This is a genomic window from Mesorhizobium sp. M6A.T.Cr.TU.014.01.1.1 (genome assembly GCF_004022765.1).
Classification (GTDB): domain Bacteria; phylum Pseudomonadota; class Alphaproteobacteria; order Rhizobiales; family Rhizobiaceae; genus Mesorhizobium; species Mesorhizobium mediterraneum.
This window is the reverse complement of the sequence record NZ_RZPG01000035.1, coordinates 1-16658: the sequence shown is the minus strand read 5'-3', so window position 1 is coordinate 16658 and position 16658 is coordinate 1. Positions and strand designations below refer to the sequence as shown.

At 61.9% G+C, this 16658-nt stretch carries 16 protein-coding genes and 1 tRNA gene; 5 read left to right on the top strand and 12 right to left on the bottom strand.

The genetic code is table 11. The annotated features are described in order from the left end of the window. Positions 1–28: 28 nt before the first annotated feature. Together EN885_RS29265 and EN885_RS29260 are read right to left on the bottom strand one after the other, a co-directional pair. Positions 29–220 (bottom strand): twin transmembrane helix small protein, encoded by a 192-nt coding sequence (locus EN885_RS29265; protein ID WP_095485991.1) that lies wholly within the window; start codon positions 218–220, stop codon positions 29–31. Positions 221–243: 23 nt separating this feature from the next. Beyond that, positions 244–1110: an SDR family oxidoreductase gene (locus EN885_RS29260; protein WP_128243842.1), complete on the bottom strand. Its 867-nt coding sequence runs from the start codon at positions 1108–1110 to the stop codon at positions 244–246. Between the two features lie 57 nt (positions 1111–1167). On the opposite strand from EN885_RS29260, the gene EN885_RS29255 reads away from it, so the two are divergent. Continuing rightward, on the top strand, positions 1168–2019 hold the full coding sequence (locus tag EN885_RS29255) for a YihY/virulence factor BrkB family protein (RefSeq protein ID WP_127288563.1): 852 nt from the start codon (positions 1168–1170) through the stop codon (positions 2017–2019). Here the strand turns inward: EN885_RS29255 and EN885_RS29250 are convergent. Beyond that, on the bottom strand, positions 1989–2891 hold the full coding sequence (locus EN885_RS29250; protein WP_128243843.1) for a DMT family transporter: 903 nt from the start codon (positions 2889–2891) through the stop codon (positions 1989–1991). The two genes, EN885_RS29255 and EN885_RS29250, sit on opposite strands and share 31 nt — an antisense overlap. 145 nt (positions 2892–3036) lie before the next feature. Further along, positions 3037–3912, bottom strand: coding sequence for a tRNA glutamyl-Q(34) synthetase GluQRS (gluQRS, locus tag EN885_RS29245; protein ID WP_127288565.1), 876 nt, complete (start codon positions 3910–3912; stop codon positions 3037–3039). Positions 3913–4004: 92 nt separating this feature from the next. On the opposite strand from gluQRS, the gene EN885_RS29240 reads away from it, so the two are divergent. Both EN885_RS29240 and EN885_RS29235 read left to right on the top strand, forming a co-directional pair. Next, positions 4005–4646, top strand: a complete 642-nt coding sequence (locus EN885_RS29240; RefSeq protein ID WP_128243844.1) for a DNA-3-methyladenine glycosylase — start codon at positions 4005–4007, stop codon at positions 4644–4646. Between the two features lie 129 nt (positions 4647–4775). After that, on the top strand, positions 4776–5333 hold the full coding sequence (locus EN885_RS29235; protein ID WP_095485996.1) for an HNH endonuclease: 558 nt from the start codon (positions 4776–4778) through the stop codon (positions 5331–5333). Between the two features lie 156 nt (positions 5334–5489). Here EN885_RS29235 and EN885_RS29230 read toward each other — a convergent pair whose 3' ends face one another. After that, positions 5490–6008 (bottom strand): disulfide bond formation protein B, encoded by a 519-nt coding sequence (locus tag EN885_RS29230; RefSeq protein ID WP_128243845.1) that lies wholly within the window; start codon positions 6006–6008, stop codon positions 5490–5492. Between the two features lie 50 nt (positions 6009–6058). Continuing rightward, positions 6059–6646 carry a YqaA family protein gene (locus EN885_RS29225; protein WP_095485998.1) on the bottom strand — a complete coding sequence of 196 codons (588 nt, stop codon included), beginning with the start codon at positions 6644–6646 and terminating at the stop codon, positions 6059–6061. 273 nt (positions 6647–6919) lie between these two features. Here EN885_RS29225 and EN885_RS29220 point away from each other — a divergent pair. Then, a tRNA-Leu gene (locus EN885_RS29220) sits at positions 6920–7004 on the top strand. A 105-nt stretch (positions 7005–7109) separates the two neighbouring features. Here EN885_RS29220 and EN885_RS29215 read toward each other — a convergent pair. The 4 genes from EN885_RS29215 to EN885_RS29200 all read right to left on the bottom strand — a co-directional run bounded on the left by EN885_RS29215 (position 7110) and on the right by EN885_RS29200 (position 11859). Continuing rightward, entirely contained in the window at positions 7110–7718 is a 609-nt protein-coding gene (locus tag EN885_RS29215; RefSeq protein ID WP_128243846.1) for a hypothetical protein, read from the bottom strand. Between the two features lie 353 nt (positions 7719–8071). Beyond that, a complete protein-coding gene (locus EN885_RS29210; RefSeq protein WP_128243847.1) occupies positions 8072–9352 on the bottom strand; it encodes a GNAT family N-acetyltransferase in 1281 nt (426 codons plus the stop codon). After that, positions 9352–10752, bottom strand: a complete 1401-nt coding sequence (locus tag EN885_RS29205) for a lipopolysaccharide biosynthesis protein (RefSeq protein ID WP_128243848.1) — start codon at positions 10750–10752, stop codon at positions 9352–9354. The genes EN885_RS29210 and EN885_RS29205 overlap by 1 nt, the downstream gene beginning before the upstream one ends. Before the next feature lie 192 nt (positions 10753–10944). Next, positions 10945–11859 (bottom strand): hypothetical protein, encoded by a 915-nt coding sequence (locus EN885_RS29200; RefSeq protein WP_128243849.1) that lies wholly within the window; start codon positions 11857–11859, stop codon positions 10945–10947. Between the two features lie 206 nt (positions 11860–12065). On the opposite strand from EN885_RS29200, the gene EN885_RS29195 reads away from it, so the two are divergent. Further along, positions 12066–12728 carry a hypothetical protein gene (locus tag EN885_RS29195; RefSeq protein ID WP_128243850.1) on the top strand — a complete coding sequence of 221 codons (663 nt, stop codon included), beginning with the start codon at positions 12066–12068 and terminating at the stop codon, positions 12726–12728. Here the strand turns inward: EN885_RS29195 and EN885_RS34400 are convergent. Beyond that, the gene (locus EN885_RS34400; protein ID WP_245493166.1) at positions 12661–12819 is read right to left on the bottom strand and encodes a DUF6471 domain-containing protein; all 159 of its coding nucleotides are present in this window, start codon (positions 12817–12819) and stop codon (positions 12661–12663) included. The two genes, EN885_RS29195 and EN885_RS34400, sit on opposite strands and share 68 nt — an antisense overlap. A 748-nt stretch (positions 12820–13567) precedes the next feature. Further along, entirely contained in the window at positions 13568–16300 is a 2733-nt protein-coding gene (secA, locus tag EN885_RS29185; RefSeq protein WP_128243851.1) for a preprotein translocase subunit SecA, read from the bottom strand. Positions 16301–16658: the final 358 nt, after the last annotated feature.

Below are 16658 nucleotides of genomic sequence, written 5' to 3'. Positions count from 1 at the left end.
GCTCAGCCTCCTGAAATCGCGGGTCGCCTTATTTGCGGGTGAACCAGACGGCCAGCATGATCAGCACCAATGCCACGAACTGCAGCAAGACGCGCGTCTGCATCAGCTTGTTGGAGGTCATGGCGGAGCCGCCGCGCATCATGTTGATGAGGCCGCGGATCAGCACGATCACCACGGCGACCATGACGAGGACAGCGAGGATGTTGAAGACGGTTGCCATAGTGTGTTTCCAGTCGATTGCGTTCAGGCGCGTTTGGCAAGCAGGCGATAGAGCATCGCTGCCGGCAGAATGCGTTTGAGGATCACGCCGATCCTGGCCGGCACCGTTACCACATAATGCGGTCGCGGGCGCCGCGACAGAAGCGCATGGCGCAAGGCCGCATGAACCACCTCCGGCCCGGGCTTCAGCCGTGATGTGCTGCCGCCAGCCCGCAGGCGCTGCAACTGCGCCTCGTAGGCGAGGCGGTGCACGGAATTCTCATGATCGATATTCCTGAGAAACCACACAAGGCCGTTGCTGGCGATCTTCGATGTCACCGGCCCCGGCTCGATCAGCGAGACATGGATGCCGCTGCCCTGGAGTTCCTGACGCATGCACAGCATCAGCCCTTCGATCGCGTGCTTGGATGCCGAATAGGCGCCGCGAAAGCGCAGCGGCGCCAGGCCGAGGATCGAGGAGCAATGGACGAGACGGCCATGTCCCTGGCGGCGCATCACCGGCACGACACGACGGGTGAGGTCATGCCAGCCGAAGACATTCGCCTCGAATTGCTCCCTGAGTGCTGCGACCGGCAAGTCCTCGACGGCGCCGGGCTGTGCGTAGGCGCCGTTGTTGAACAGGGCATCGAGCCGTCCGTCCGTCCGCTCCAGCACCGACGCCACCAGCGTCTCGATCGATACGGGTTCGCGGTAGTCCAGATAGAAGGCCTCGATGCCATCGGCTTCGAGGGCAGCGATATCCTCTGGCTGACGCGCCGTCGCGAAGACCCGCCAGCCTTCCGCCTTCAGCGCCCGGGCGCAATAGGCGCCTATCCCGGAAGAAGCACCGGTGACGATGATGGTGCGCGACGCTTCTCCAGGAGGAAGCGTGGTTTGACCTAGGCTTGCCATTTGCCGCAATCCCTTCCCATATTCGCGGCGTCGAGACAATCGAAGGGAACGCGGTTCTTGTTGCGGAAGATCGTAGCCCTCAAACGCGTGCTCTATGACGCGCTCGGCCATTTCAACGCAGACGATGGCTGGGCGATGGCCAGTCATCTGGCGATCACGGCGCTGATGGCGCTTTTCCCCTTTTTGATTTTCGCCACGACACTGGCCAGCTTTTTCGGCGCACAGGCTTTTGCCGACACGGCCGTGCATCTCGTCTTCGATACCTGGCCCGAGCAGATCGCCAAGCCGATCGCGCGCGAAGTGCTCAATGTGCTTACCGTGCGGCGCACCGACCTGTTGACCTATGGCGTGCTGCTCGCCGCCTTCTTCGCCTCGAACGGCATCGAGGCGCTGCGCACCTCGCTCAACCGCGCCTACCGCGTCTCCGAAACGCGCGGCATCATCTATCGCCGGGTGCAGAGCATCGTCTTCGTGCTGATCGCCACGGCGGGTTTTCTGGTGATCAGCGTGCTCGTGGTCTTCGCGCCCTTACTGGCGCGGCTGGCCGAGACCAATTTCGAATGGATAAAACCCTATATGGGCACGATCACGCTGTGGCGTTACATCATCGCCTCCATCGTCATCGTCGGTGGCCTGTTCGCGGTGCATTACTGGCTGCCTGCGGGCAAGCGCCGCTTCGTCTCGATCATACCGGGCATCATCTTCACGCTGATTGCCTGGCTCATCGGGTCGACCATCTTCGCCGCCTATCTCGACCGTTTCTCGTCCTATGTGACGACCTATGCCGGCCTTGCCTCGATCATGATCGCGGTCGTCTTCCTCTACATCGTCTCGGCGATCTTCATCCTCGGCGGTGAGCTCAATGCCGCGATCAGCCGCTATCTGGAGGCACGCGCCCGCGTTGGCTGATTCTTAGTTGGCTGAGCGGTTGCCAGCCCGACGCCGAGCGTCGCGATCGCCATGCCGACGATCTGAACCAGGCTCAACTGCTCGTCGAACAATATCCAGGCGATGACCGCGGTGACGGCCGGGACCAGATAGAACAGCGAAGCGACTTTCGACATCTCGCCGTCGCGGATCATCACCATCAAGAGGAAGATGGCACCGATCGACAGAACCAGCACCAGCCATGCCATGGCAAAGATCAGCTCGCCATTGATGACGACGGTGCGTGTCTCGAAGGCGAGCGAAGCCAAGGCCATGACCGATGCACCGCCGACATATTGCCATTTGGTGGCCGCCACGAGATCGCCGCCGGAGGCGAAGCGCTTCTGCCAGATCGTGCCGGCGCTCATTCCAAGCACCGAGACAAGCGCGGCAGCAAGCGTCTCAGTCGTCACGCCGCCGCCGAGTGCGCCGAGCTTCGGCCAGAGCACGATGACCACACCGATCAGGCCGATGCCGAGACCGGCCCAATGGCGCGGCAGGATGGCTTCGCCGAGGAATCTGCCGGCGAGTACCGCCGTGATCAGCGGCTGCAGCCCGACGATCAGGGCGGAAAGCCCGGCCGGCATGCCCCTGTGAATGGCCCAGAAGACGCCGCCGAGATAGACGCCATGCATCAGGATGCCCGCGCCCGTGGCGTGCAGCGCCTCGGCGCGGGTCGCTCTCTTCGAGCTGAGAACGATCATCAGAACGGCCAGCAGGATCGCCGCCAGAACGAAGCGCGCGGCGAGGAAAGTGAAGGGCTCCGCCCATGGCATGGCGTAACGCGCGCCAATGAAGCCGGTCGCCCACAGGACGACGAAAGAGGCGGGGATGAACCGCTTGATGCTGTGCATTTTCGGAAGGCTGCCGTGTGGTCGGTGAGGGGTTGAGTGTGCGATTGCTGTAAAGTGGTTCAACCTGGCAAGCAAAACCAAACGGTTGATCCATGGGCTCATTCGAATTGAAGAGGCGCTCGTATTTGTGAGCGTGTGCGCTGATCTACATCCCAATCAGCCGCCTGACATCGGCCGGAGATGTGCCGGCCTCGCGCAAGGCGGCAAGGCCGGTATCCGCAAAACTCTTCGACAGCTTTCGTCCGTCCGGGCCGAGGACGAGGCGATGGTGGAAGTAGCTTGGTTGCGGCAGGCCGAGAACCTCCTGGAGCAGGCGCTGCACGCCGGTGGCGAAATAGAGGTCTTGCCCGCGCACCACATGGCTGATGCCTTGCAGCGCGTCGTCGACGACGACGGCGAGATGATAGCTTGTCGGGATTTCACGGCGCGCCACGATCACGTCGCCCCAGTCCTGCGGCCGGGCGTCTACCGCGCGTGTTGCGGAAAGCCTCTCATCCGAAAATTCCAGCCATGACAGATCCGTGCCGACGCGCGCCATCGCAGCGCCAACGTCCAGCCGCCAGGCGAAAGGCGCATTCTCGGCGATCCGTCGCTTGCGTTCCCTGGTCGGCAATGCCTTGTCGATGGCGGGATAGAGCGGCACGCCGTCCGGGTCCCGCGGCCAATCGCGACCACGCTTTTCGCTATCGGCAATGAAGGCTCTGATATCACCACGGCTCATGAAGGCGGGGTAGACGAGCTCTTCGCGAATCAGCCGATCGAGCACCGCCTGATAGTCCGCGAAATGCTCGGACTGACGGCGCACCGGTTCTTCCCAGCCAAGCCCGAGCCATTTGAGATCGCGAAAAATGCCAGCCTCGAATTCCGGCGTGCAGCGCGTCGTGTCGATATCCTCGATGCGCAGCAACAGGCGTCCGCCCGTTGGCCTCGCCAATTTCTGATTGAGCAGCGCCGAATAGGCATGGCCGAGATGCAGTTCGCCATTCGGGCTCGGCGCGAAGCGGAATGTCAGGAGTGTCATCCTTGGGCGGCAATCGGGTTGTGCGGCGCTTTCGCCAGTTGCTACTTTGAGCCTGATTACGAATTGCCATTTTGCGCTGGGAACAAGCAAGCATGCAACGCATCGCCACGCTCGACGACATCTCACAGGGGCTCGACGCGCTTTGTCTGCTCGACCCGCGCCTCGAAAGGGTGCGCGGCATGGCCGGCGAGGTGCCGCTTCGGCTCTCCGAGCCGGGGTTCAGAAGCCTTGTCTCGATCATCGTCTCGCAGCAGGTTTCCCGTGCCAGCGCCGACGCTATCTTCGGGCGGCTGACAAAACTCGTCGATCCGCTGACGCCACAAGCGATCCTTGCTGCGGACGAAGCCATTTTTCGCGAGGCCGGACTGTCGCGGCCAAAGCAGCGCGGCCTGATCGCCGTGGCCCAGGCGGTGGTCGATGGCCTCGACCTCGATCATCTCTGCTTGCTCGATGCCGCGGAGGCGATCACAGCCATGACCAAAGTGTCGGGCATCGGCCCGTGGACGGCGGAAGTCTATCTTTTGTTCGCCGCCGGCCACCCCGATGTCTTCCCGGCACGCGACGTTGCCCTGCAGAGCGCGGTCGGTCACGCGCTCGGCATCGACCCGCGTCCGCCCGAGAAAAGACTGATCCAGCTCGCCGAATCATGGAGCCCGTGGCGAGGTGTCGCATCGCGGCTTTTTTGGGCCTATTATCGCGAATTGAAGGGCAGGGACGCTGCACCCCCTGCCTAAATCCGCAAAAAAGCATGAAAATCATCCAGTTTTGGCACTTCGTTTGATCGACAAGCCGCTTCACATCCCTGTCATGTCGGGCTTACAGTATCCGCGCCGACCGGTTGTAGAGCCAAGGAGGTCAATGACGTGACGGTTGCCGTGTCTCCGGATGGGCTTCCAGCGCTGGTGCTGAACGCGGATTACCGTCCGCTCAGCTATTACCCCCTGTCGCTCTGGTCGTGGCAGGATGCCATCAAGGCGGTGTTCCTCGAGCGGGTGAATATCGTCGCCGAATATGAGCACGCCGTGTCGTCGCCGACCTTCTCGATGAAGCTGCCGAGCGTCGTCAGTCTGAAGGCCTATGTGAAGCCATCGCGGCATCCGGCCTTCACCCGCTTCAACGTGTTCCTGCGCGACCGTTTCCAGTGCCAGTATTGTGGCACGCCGGAGGATCTGACCTTCGACCATGTCATTCCCCGCCATCGCGGCGGCGCGACGACGTGGGAGAATGTCGTCGCCGCCTGCTCGCCCTGCAATCTGAGGAAGGGCGGCATGATGCCGGCGCATGCCAAGATGTGGCCGCTGCAGAAGCCGTTTCAGCCGACGGTGCATGATCTGCACAACAATGGCCGCCTGTTCCCGCCCAACCATCTGCATGAAAGCTGGATGGATTATCTTTACTGGGATGTCGAACTGGAACCATGAGATCGTTCGATAATTCGGGAGGCTGGCCGCCTGAAGCGATTTTCTGCGCTTCCGGTGCTCACGGACTTAAATGTCCGCTCCGCTCCGGTTCTCGAAAATCACTTCATACGACTCAGCCTGCCGAATTCTTGAACGATCTCGCGTCGGCTCGGCAGCTCAGTCGCGGGCAAAGGCGCCGCGGAACGCTATGACCGCCAGGACAAGGCTGGCGATGGCGTTCCAGCCGGCCAGCGACAGGCCGAGAATGCGCAGGGCCGCCTTGTCGCAGGAGGGCGGCACGAATTTGTCGAGCGCGTCGAGCACGCCCTTGCCGCCGGTGTCCACCGGTCCGGCAGCCGCCGCACAATCGGTCGGGCCGGCCCACCACGCCCATTCGACGCCGGAATGATAGACGCCGAGATAGACGCCGTAGACCATCAGCAGGCCGCCGACGGCCAGCAGGCTACGGGTAACCCATGCGGGGGCGCGGAGTGTCGACGCTAGCGCCGCAAGCAGCATCAGCGGCACGCCGATGTAGTAGGGGGTGCGTTGCTCCAGGCAGAGCTTGCACGGGATGTAGCCACCCAGATACTGGAAGGCCAGCGCCGAGCCGACGGTGGCGGCCATGGCGACGGCGAGGAACAACGCCGTCCGCATGCGCTGGCGTCCAATGTCGGCATTCACGGTCGCTGTCATCGATCTATCGTCCGTTCTCGCTCAGAGCAAAGGATTTGAACATCCCTGCTCTAGAAAGCGTATTTGACGACGATATAGAGCGAAATCAGGGCAGCGGCGGCGGCGCCCGCGATCAGGCCAAGGCGCTTTTCGATGAATTCGCGGATCGGTTCGCCATAGCGGCGCAGCAGCCAGGCCAGAAAAAGGAAGCGGGCGCCGCGCGCCACGATCGCCAGCACGATGAACAGCAGGAGATTGACGCCGATGACGCCGGACAGGATCGTCACCACTTTGATCGGCGGCAGATGGGCGAGGCCGGAGGTGATCAGCATCAGGATGATGAAGCCGATGCCCGACGAGACGCGCAGCGCCTCGAAGTCGTCATACTTGCCGTAGAATTCGAGGATCGGCCGCGCCACCGTGTCGTAGGCATAGTGGCCGATGTACCAGCCGGCGATGCCGCCCAGAACGGATGCCAGGGTGGCGATCAGCGCGTAGCGATAGGCGCGGTCCGGCCGCGACAGCGCCATTGGCAGGTACAGCACGTCGGCCGGCACCAGGAACACCGAGCTTTCGACGAAAGCGATGAAGGCCAGCCACCATTCGGCGGATTTCTTTGCCGCCAGCGACAAGGTCCAGTCGTAAAGTCCGCGAAGCATTGGCACTCCTAATGCACGTCGCCCAAAATGCTCAGCGGTTTTGGGATAACAATGCATAAAAACAAAGACCAAAAGCGCGCCACATGAATCTCTCCAGACGCGACGCGCTTTAATGCGTCGCCTGTCTAGAAAGATTTTTCGCGCCGCACAATGGCCGCAGCTTCACGAAATCGAAGGCTGGGGTTGAGCGAAGGCCGGGATGCCGGGAATTGGCCAGTTGACGAACAGGCCTCCAACCGTATAGTCCGCGCCCATCCAGGCCGCCCGGCCTGAGCCCCTATGGCGGAATTGGTAGACGCGCTCGACTCAAAATCGAGTTCCGCAAGGAGTGCTGGTTCGATCCCGGCTAGGGGCACCATTTGCCATCCGAGCACCTTGAAAGCTCGGTTCGGCGCTGCTGGGATAACCACCATCGAGGCGCGGGCCTTCCCGACACCATCGGACCGCGTAGCTCAGGTTGCCATCACATCGGACCCGGCACCATCTTGGTCGGCTGCTCCGGCATCGGAAACGCGTAATTTTCGCATTTCACGTCGGGATTCGTCGGACTGAACATTCCGAGCGGGTTGTCCTTGAACAGCCAGGCGTGAAGATCGTAATGATGGAACTCCGCCGGAATGAGCGGATAGTGCCCTTCCATCGGCCCCTGGAACGTCTGTCCAAAGAGTTTCGGCGGCTCCTTGGTGTCAGGCGTCAACGGTACAAGCCATTCCACGGCCACCAGGCGCAAGCCGCCGTCGACCGGCTCATAGATAAGCACATTGGGGCGCGTCGGATCTGGTGTCGGGCTGACGCTCCCGACGTTGACGAAATGAATGCCCATCGCGCCCTTCGGGTAATCCATAGCCCCAGCCACTTTTTCGCCGCTGTAATAAACGCATCCGACCGTCGACAGATAGAGGTCGCGGATGGCGGCCCTGTAGTCTTCGTACTTGGTTAGCGATTCTTTCAGGGCATCGATCTCGGCCTTGTCAGGCTCGGCGGCCTGAACTGCGGCCGCGGTCAGACAGCCGCCAACAAGGCCGATCAAAGCGAGAACGCTGCGACGCCTGAAGTGAGTTGTTTTCGTCATGCATTCCTCCCAGTTTTTTGTTGGCCGGCAGACCGAGGCGGCAATGATGCTGGTTGCGCGGCCCAGATTATCGCCGATGCTAATCCTTTCCGCTGGTTGGGAGAATTAACCCTCATGAGCTAGGCCCTCGGCACAGTGATTTGACAGCTCGGGCCGATCGGCCGCGAACGTCCACAGTCCCGCTCTGCGGCGAATTTCAGGGGCAGATCGCAAACCTTTGAGGTTGGCCGAAACACCCCCTCTTCGTCATCCCAGGGTCTGCGCGACGTCGCTTCGCTCCTGCTCCGCCCTGGGATGACGAAGGCATGGTGGCTCATAGCTAATCGCAAGCCTGGAGATTGGCGGCTGCAAGCCTACCGCCGCCCCAGCAAGCTCTTCATCCGGTTGCGCAGGATGCGCGCCATGTTGCGGGTTTCGCGGTAGAGGTGAAGCTGCGACGCCGCCTGGCGGGTGAGGCGGTCGGCGTCCGGCGTCAGGCCGATGACCAGAGTGCCGATCGGCCGGCGCTCCATCCATAGCCGGCTCATCACCGGATGGTCGGGCACGGCGCAGGAATCGGTCATCATGATGTTGGGATCGTCGAGATGCTGCCTGGTCACCTCGATCATCAGGAGCGTGCCAGGCGAATAGGCGGCGAGCGTCTCGTCATAGGCCGTCTTCCAGGTGTAGGCGACGCCGGCCTCGACGAAGACGACCAGGCAAGCGATGGTGCGGCCGTCGAGCGTCAGCGAATGGATGCGGCACAGATCCTGTTCGGCCAGCCGGTGCACGGCTTCGCGGGCAAAGGCGGCGCGGTAGCGGTCGATGGCCATGGCGGTACGCTCGCGGCCCTTCCAGCCGGCTGCCTCGAGCGTCAGGAAACGTTCGATGGCATGACGGATTTCGTCGGGCCCGCGCGCCACGACATGCTCCAGCCTGCCCAGATCGGCAAGGCGGCGCTTCAGGCGGCGGAACTCGCGATAGTGGTGCGAGCGCAGCGAGGCCTTCAGATACTCATCGCCGTCGATCTCGCTTTCGAGCATCGGGCGTTCGGCCTTGCCGGTGGTGACCAGCGTAAGGCCACGCGTCTCGGCGACGGTGGCCAGCAGGCTGGCCACCGGGCCGTCGAGCCGGATGTCAGGCAGGACAAAGACCTTCGGCAGCTTGAGATGCGGCCGCGACAGCATCGAGAAGAAATCCTCGACGACGCCGACGGGATCGTCACGGTCGACCAGCGGCGTGCCGATCGGGCCAAACGGGCTCGACCATGTGCGCATGACCCGCACGCCAAGCGGCACCGCCGGCCGCTCCACCGAGAACGGCACCAGCAAGCGCAGCCGGCTGCGGTATTCGTCGCCGTCACGGATGACCGCCAGCCGCACCTCGCGGTCTTCCAGCCTCGGCATGGCGGGCGCCAGGAAGCGCGGGTTGAAGAAGACGTTGGGCTCGATCGTGCGGGTGCAGAGATAGTCGAGCTCCTCGACCAGATCGAAGCCGGCGGAGGCCGGGTAAATGGCCAGTTTGCGCTCGGGCCGATCGTTGGCCAAGAGTTCGATATGGGCGGGATCGGCTTCGCGGGCCAGCCCCGCGAGGCCGATCACCATGGCGCCGGCCGGGCCGCCGCTGGTTTCCTCGAGCAACGGGACAGCGGCCATCACGCGGCTCCTTCGGCGGCTACGAAAATGGCCATGACGATGCCGAGCTTGCGCCAGACCGTGAAAGACAGCGCGCCGGCCTCGAAGATCATCGCGAAGGCGGTGGCCATTGCCGCGCCCCACAGGCCGAAAAGCGGGATCAGCACCAAATTGAGGCCGATGTTGAGGACCAGCGTCATGGCGTAGACGGCGGCGCAGATATTCTGGTTGCCGCTCATGGTGAGCAGGCTTTCGCAGGGCCCGACGGCGGCGCGGGCGACGACGCCGAACACCAGCAGGAACAACAGCGGATAGCCGGCGCTGAATTCAGGCCCGAACAAGCTCAGCATCGGCTCGCCAAGCACCAGCACCATCAGCGCCATGAACAGCGAAGGCCAGAAGGTCCAAGACACCGTTTCGCGGGCGAAGGCGGCGAGCTTTTCCGGCTCGCCATGGGTGAATTGCGCATAGCGCTGGGCGACGCCTGCCTTGACCGCGAAATAGACGAAATGCACCAGCGCCAGCGTCTTGACCGTGGCGAAATAGACGGCGACGTCGTTGGGGCTCATATAGGCGCCGACCATCAGCACGTCGGCATTGGTGAGCAGGAAGAAGAAGCCTTCGACCAGGAAGATCGGCAGCGACACGAGGAACCACTGCGCGAAATGCACCTTCCTCGGCCCGGCCGGGATATTCCTGTCCATCCGCGCCGTGACGCCGATGAGTTGACCGAGCGTGGTGGCGTAGGCGGCGGCAATCGAGGCGAAGATCGCGGTCCTGGCGTCGGGCGCAAAGCCCGCCAGAAGCATCAGCGCCATGAGCGCCAGGATCAGCACCGGCCGCACCAGATAGGTCGGCGCCAGCGCAAACAGCGCCCATGAATTGGCCCGCGCCAGTCCCTGCAACAGATCGGACATCGCGATCATCGGCATGCAGATGAGGCCGAGAATGAACGGCACGACATAGTAGTTCTCGATAAAGGGCGAGAGCAGCCAGACGCCGAGCGCGCCGAGGCCGGCGATCGCCGTCGAGGCAACCAGCACGAACAGGCGGCTGGTCAGCACGATGCCGCGCAGCTCGGCCAGCAAGTTGCGCTCGCGATATTCGGGAATGAAGCGGATGACCGAGGTGTGGAAGCCGAGGCAGGCGACATTGCCGACGATGACCATCGTCACCCAGACGAGGACGAAGATGCCGTATTCGAACGAGCCCATCCAGCGCGCCATCAGCACCTGGCTAATGAAGGCGATGACGGCGCTGACGATGCGGATGGAGAAGGCGATGAGCGACATGCGGCCGGCCTCGCCGCGCTCGTCGGCGGTGAACAGCACGGCATCGACGCGGCCAAGCAGCGGCTTTACGCGCAGCGCAAGGCGCTGCGGCAAGAACCGCCCGGCTGTCGTCGCCGCGGAAAAGCGCACCCACTACTCTCCGTTTTCCGCCTCTTTTCAGGCTATGCGTCTAACGAAAACACATTAAGAAACGGTTGGGTGAGCTTTCCTTCGCCTCGGCCTTGTGTAGCAAAAGCACCAAGCCCCGACGATGGGAGGCGACCGTGAGCTAGGCAGCGCGCCGTGTGGGCGCGGGCGGCGCTGGCCGCAATGGTTATGGTGTCATCGCCCGTGGGGGCCTCGATTGTATGCGGTCAAGACGCCAGACCGGGAAAACTCTTCTTGGAAATGGGGGGCGAGTTCTCTTTGGCCTTCATGCAAGGAGAACGACGCTTTTTGGGGCTCGTTGAAAACATCCCTCCACTCGACAACGCAATCGATGTTGAAGCCGGACTTCGTTTTGGCCAGGATATCGTGAGCATCCGTGCCAATGGATTCGTGCTCCCACACTACGAAAATGGTCGCATCGCCACCGGCTTGGATCATGCCGCCAATCCCCTCAGACATCTTACCGTCTACGCGTTTCCAACTGGGAAACTCGTCCTCGGGTTCGCTGTGATCCCGAATCATTGTGCTGACTGCGGCCTTCAAGAATACGTAAAAAGCGGGAGATTGGCCCTTGTTGACCAAGTGGACACGGCACGTAAACCAGTTCTTTTCGATGCCGAAATCGCCGCCAGTGCAACTCAAATAGGCTCTGACTTGGGCTTGGCCGATAGACCGCGTGTCAAGCATGGCGCGTCGGGTTACAGCGAGCGTGTCTCTGATGTAGTAAAGACCGATAGCGGTAATGCCGAGAGTGGCGAAACCGACTACCCCGCTTACAACGAGCATCCAAAGAGCCCAGCGGGCCATCTCCTTTTGAGCGCTTACGTCTTCCTCGGAGCGGCTGGGTTCGCGGGCGGTTTCTATCTGCTCTTTAAGGCAGTCGAAGATTTCTTTGCCTTCAAGACCCGCGCATCGCTGCTCAAGTTGGCGGCGAGTTTCGTCATATGCGCGGCTTGTCTGGTAGTCCTTGGTAGCGCGATCGTAGGCGCGGGTTGATAAGAAGCCCAACGCCGTGACGAAAAGTAAGAACGAGCAGATTGCAATCGTAGCCCAGAGCGAAACGGTTCCGTCCCAAACACGCTTCAACATCGCAATCCCCCCAGAATGCACAGGCATTCATCTTGCGGGAGAAGTGAAGACTCCACAACCGGAAGGATTCCGGTCATTGTTCCCCGATGGGCTATTTGGGGAAGTGTATCCGGCGCGCGTTTGCGGGCTCCGTGCTATTCACGGACAAACTTTCAATCGTCGGCGGTGTGTTAGTGCCGGCCTTATTTTCGGTCCTAGGTGACGCCGTGGACGCGGCGGTACAAGCCTATGTGGCGTGGACGATAATTATTATCGTCGGTGGTGGCGTCGGCCTTCGGCTTTTGACTGCGCCGTATTTCATTTGGAAGGATGATCAAAGGGAATTGGCAGAGCTTCGTGGGATCATCGCCGACACCTCCGTTAAGAGGCGGCAGTTCTTTGAGGAATCATTTCTGGCAGAGCGGGCAAACCTGGCCAAGGCAATGGCCAAATTCGCGGCGCTCGACCTCCCTATCGTCCAGATAGCCACGATCAATCCCGATGCCGAATTGAAACCGGTAACGGAAACCGCCGTGTTATTTTTTGCCGATGATCACTTTAAGCAATATTGGAGGAACTTTTGTTCCGGTCTTCGGTGGACCGTGGATGGTTCAAAGTTCTTCGCGGGAGCGGGCGACAAGATCCCGCAACCGCAAAAGCTTGAAGTTGTGGACCGGATTATCTTCGATATGGCTAACATGAGAGCGGCCGCAATGGCCATGGTTGCCATCCTAACCGAAGGCCATAAGCACTCCGAAGATTATCAGCAGAACGTTAAGGAGCTTCAGGACCGATACTCCCATCTGGACAAAGACCTGATGCCTAACGAGCGATGGAAATTGCCGCCGTCCCTATCGCCTCCAGACACTGGAGAAGAAAGGCAGCCGTGAACTTGCCCCTCGCAAGCTTGTTGCGAATGTTCACCTCTTTCTCATCCACGCCAATCGCATTCAGCTTTTCAACGAGCTGGGCATAGGTCACGCCCTTGCGCTTCAATTCGGCTTTCAGGAGGTTTGCCGCTAGGGCTTCGTAGTCTCAATCATTCGGTCAGCCGCGTTTGGGCTGGATACTGGCAGCGCTAGCTGACTTTGACCAAGCATGCGCGCACAATTGCTGCATGCGCCGCTGGAATATCATCACTTATTAGGGCGCATTCTTGCAGGTCGCGGATAGCCGAAGATCGCCATCGCGTGGGTCTATGTGGCCTAGCTTGTCTATCAAGGCGGCTTTCTGCCGCTCCAAGTCGAGAACCTGGCCCGACAGTTTTGCCCGCTTGGTGATCAATGCGTATATGACGAGCGGCTGTCCCATGGCCCGGATTTTATGGGAACCCACCCTTTAGGTCGTGCCGGAAGTTGGTGCTTTTGCTACATAAGGCCGCTTCGCCCCGTCACTATACGGGGAGACGGTGCCGGCAAGCGGTTGAGGGGCGGCGCCGGCGTTGCTTCATATTCACCATTCGCGGCAGAACGCGACGAAACGACAGGCCAGCTGATGGAAGTAAAACAGTCTGGAAAGCCCACTAAGGGCGTTGCCAAAGACCCTGACTGTCGAGATACGGAAAATTCGTAATAGGTATTTCCGGTGTCGGCGGGACAGCGCCCCCCTCTGGCCTGCCGGCCATCTCCCCCTCAAGTGGGGAGATTGGCTAATCGCTGGCGTTGGCGCCGCCCCTAATCCGCCCTTCGGGCACCTTCTCCCCGTTCACGGGGAGAAGGAAAGCTGCGGCTTACGCAAACGCCCCGTGGCAATGCTTGTACTTCTTGCCTGAGCCACACGGGCAGGCCTCGTTGCGGCCGACCTTGCCCCAGGTGGCGGGGTTGTTCGGGTCGCGGTTTTCGGGGGCGACGATGGCGTGGGTCTCCTGGCGAACCAGAAGCCCGGTCTCGCCGCCGTTAAAATCGTCCTCGCCGGTGGTGCCGTCGATATGGCTGCCGAACATGTCGGGCGCCTCGGGCGGTGGCGCTTCGGCGGCCTGGCGAACCAGCTCGACGCGCATCAATTGCGCGGTGACGGCCTGGCGCAGATTGCCCAGCATCGCCTGGAACAGCTCGAACGCCTCGCCCTTGTATTCCTGCAGCGGGTCGCGCTGGGCATAGCCGCGGAAGCCGACGACCGAGCGCAGATGGTCGAGGTTGACGATGTGCTCGCGCCACAGATGATCGAGCGTCTGCAGCACGACGGAGCGCTCGACATAGGTCATCACATCGGGGCCGAAGCGCTCGGCGCGCTCCTTGGCGGCATTCTCGGCGGCCTGGGCGATGCGTTCGCGGATGTCGTCCTCGGCAATGCCCTCTTCCTTGACCCAGTCCTCGATCGGCAGGTCGAGATTGAGGAATTCGGCGACCTCGGCCTTGAGGCCAGCGACGTTCCACTGCTCGGCATAGGCGTTTTCGGGAATAGCCTTGGCGACGATCTCGTCGATGACGCCCTCGCGCATCTCGGCGATGGTCTCGGACAGGCCTTCACCGTCCATCAGCTCGAGGCGCTGCTCGAACACCACCTTGCGCTGGTCGTTGGAGACGTCATCGTACTTCAGCAGGTTCTTGCGGATGTCGAAGTTGCGGGCCTCGACCTTCTTCTGCGCCTTTTCCAGCGCCTTGTTGATCCAGGGGTGGATGATCGCCTCGTCTTCCTTGAGGCCGAGCTTCTGCAGCATGCCGTCCATGCGCTCGGAGCCGAAGATGCGCATCAGATCGTCCTGCAGCGACAGGAAGAACTTCGACCGGCCGGGATCGCCCTGGCGGCCGGAGCGGCCGCGCAATTGGTTGTCGATGCGGCGCGATTCATGGCGTTCGGTGGCGAGCACGTAGAGGCCGCCGGCGGCCAGCGCCTTTTCCTTCAGCCGCTGCACGTCCTCGCGGATTTCCTTTTCCTTGGCTTCGCGCTCGGGACCTTCAGGCATGTCGCCAAGCTCCTCGGCGATGCGCATGTCGGCATTGCCGCCGAGCTGGATGTCGGTGCCGCGGCCGGCCATGTTGGTGGCAATGGTGATGACGCCGGGTTTGCCCGCCTGGGCGACGATCGCCGCCTCACGCTCGTGGTGGCGGGCGTTCAGCACCTCGAAATCTTTGAAGCCTTCCTTGCGCAGGCGCTCGGCCAGCTGCTCGGATTTTTCGATGGAGGTCGTGCCGACCAGTGTCGGCTGGCCCTTGGCGCTCGCCTCCCTGATCTCCTTGACGATCGCCTTGTACTTCTCCTCGACGGTCCGGTAGACCTCGTCGTCCTCGTCAATGCGGACGACCGGCAGGTTGGTCGGGATCTCGGTGACTTCGAGGCCGTAGATGTTGCCGAATTCCTCGGCCTCGGTCAGCGCCGTCCCGGTCATGCCGGCGAGCTTCTTGTAGAGGCGGAAATAGTTCTGGAAGGTGACGGAGGCGAGCGTCTGGTTCTCCGGCTGGATCGCCACATGCTCCTTGGCTTCGAGCGCCTGGTGCAGGCCTTCCGAATAGCGGCGGCCGGGCATCATGCGGCCGGTAAACTCGTCGATGATGACGATCTCGCCGTTGCGGACGATGTAGTCCTTGTCCCTCTGGAACAGCTGGTGCGCCTTCAGCGCATTGTTGACGTGGTGGACGATGGCGACGTTCTCGACGTCGTAGAGCGACTCGCCCTTGAGCAGGCCGGCGTCGCGCAAAAGGTTTTCGAGCTTTTCGGTGCCCTCCTCGGTGAAGATCGAGGTCTTCTGCTTCTCGTCGATCTCGTAGTCGGCCGGCTCGAGCTTCAGCATGAAGGCATCGATTGTGTTGTACATTTCCGAGCGGTCCTCGAGCGGACCGGAAATGATCAGCGGCGTGCGTGCCTCGTCGACCAGGATCGAATCGACCTCGTCGACGATCGCGTAGCTGTGGCCGCGCTGCACCATCTGGGCGCGCTCGAATTTCATGTTGTCGCGCAGATAGTCGAAGCCGAGCTCGTTGTTGGTGGCGTAGGTGACGTCGGCGGCGTAGGCGGCGCTGCGTTCCTCGTCGGACAAGCCATGGACGATGACGCCGACGGTAAGGCCGAGGAATTTGTAGACGCGGCCCATCCATTCGGAGTCGCGCGTGGCCAGGTAGTCGTTGACGGTGACGACATGGACGCCCTTGCCGGCGAGCGCGTTGAGATAGACGGGCAGCGTGGCGACCAGCGTCTTGCCCTCGCCGGTGCGCATCTCGGCGATGCCGCCATTGTGCAGCACCATGCCGCCGATCAGCTGCACGTCGAACGGGCGCATGCCGAGCACGCGGCGCGCTGCCTCGCGCACGGTGGCGAAGGCCGGCACCAGCAGATCATCGAGGGAGGCGCCGTTGGCGACGTCCTGGCGGAATTTTTCCGTGCGGGCCGTCAGCTCGGCGTCGGAGAGCGCCCGCATCTCGTTTTCCATGGCGTTGATCGCCTCGACGCGCGGCCGGGTCGATTTGACCCGACGATCGTTGGAGGAGCCGAAAACCTTACGGGCGAGACCGCCAAAACTGACCATTCAATGGCCCTTTCGATAGCATTCCAAGTCGTTGCGACGGGTACCGGCCGGCCCCATCAAATCCACGTGAAACGCGGACAAACGCAAGTAGCGCCCGGAAAACGGTTCTGGACGCAAAGTCGTTGGACAGATAAGAGGGGGCTCAATCGATGTCAACGCCGCGCTCGCCCTGTCGACCGCGCCAAATTCCGCCACAATCTGGCTGGTCTTGAAGCCATCCCGCTCTAGCTATCCCCCATTGGAGTTAATCGTATGTCCTTATTGTTCCGCCGCGCGTCGCTCGCCAGCCTCGGCCTGGCATTCGGGCTGTCGGCCCTGTCGCTGTCGCCGCTGATGGCGCAGGACACCGCCCCCGCCC